The organism is Pseudoalteromonas sp. RWi3 (genome assembly GCF_054960735.1).
In genome coordinates, this window is record NZ_JBHNYL010000039.1 from 1 (window position 1) to 1,175 (window position 1,175).

The following is a 1,175-nucleotide window of genomic DNA, read 5'->3' on the forward strand; positions in this document are numbered from 1 at the left end:
TGACGAATACTCAAAGCTGATCAGAACCGGCAGCTTTGATACGGATGAATTAATTAAAACCGCCCAATCAATTACCCTTGCAGATTTTGAGCAATTAAAACAACATACATTTAGCAATAATGAACTGCGTGTATTTACCTTTGGTAACTACAACCAGCAAGATGTTGAAGCCATTGCAAAAGAGCTAACAGATGTTTTACCTAACAATCATCAATCTACAGCCTTTGCGCGTAGTAAAGCGTGGTTACCACAAGTAGGTGAAACCATCGTATTGCAAAAAGACATTGATGTTGCGGATGTTGCGATTATCGATATGACCGTTCACCCAATTGCAGGGTATAAGCAAAAAGCGCAAGCACAAGTATTACGTGATCACTTTAGAACCATCGCGTTTGATAAAATGCGTACCGAAGAGCAACTTGCCTATGCCGTAGGTGCACTTGCTCGCCCAATTGAAGATTACTCGGCAATTGGTCTGTTTATTCAAACACCAGTAAAAGGCCCGAAAGAAATGCAAGCGCGTTTCGAGACGTTCAAAAAGCAATACGCTGTTGAGCTTGATAATATGAGCGAGGAGACATTTGCTCAGCTTAAAAATGCATCCCTTGTTTCGCTTAAAGAGCAGCCTAAAAACTTAAGTGATGAAATGGGCCCATTGATTGGTGATTGGTACCGCGAAAACTTTGACTTTGATTCAAGAGCAAAGCTAATCGCAGAAGTAGAAAAAGTCACCCTTGCGGATATTAAAGACTACTACAAGCAAACCATGCTAAACCCACAAGCTGCACGTTTAAACGTGCAACTTCGTGGTAGCAAGTTTGCCGATAAGCCATTCGCAGACTTACCAAAGCAAACAAAAATCACAGACTTACAAGCGCACTTTGATGGTATTAAATTACAAAAGTGACTTGACGAGAAAGGTGAAGCCTCTGATTAACAGAGGCATAAAATGAATAAAAGCCTGAGCAAAACTGCTCGGGCTTTTTTATATGGGAGAAAAAAATAATCATAGGAGCTTAGGCGTTTCTTTTTGCTTTTTTGTATTTATTGGCTGTTAGGACTGATTAAGTAAGGGGCGTATTTATCTGGCATTTATACCCTTAAAGAAATTAGCGAGTATTTTAAACTTCATTATTCGAAGGTCGGTAAAGTAGTGGCAAAAAGCAAGACTTGAT

General features: G+C 39.7%; 1 protein-coding gene. It reads left to right on the forward strand.

Annotated elements, in window-relative coordinates; translation table 11 throughout:
- Positions 1 to 907: insulinase family protein (locus ACFI4Z_RS19035; RefSeq protein WP_462671888.1), on the forward strand; the 907-nt coding region annotated here is incomplete at its 5' end.
- Positions 908 to 1,175: the final 268 nt, after the last annotated feature.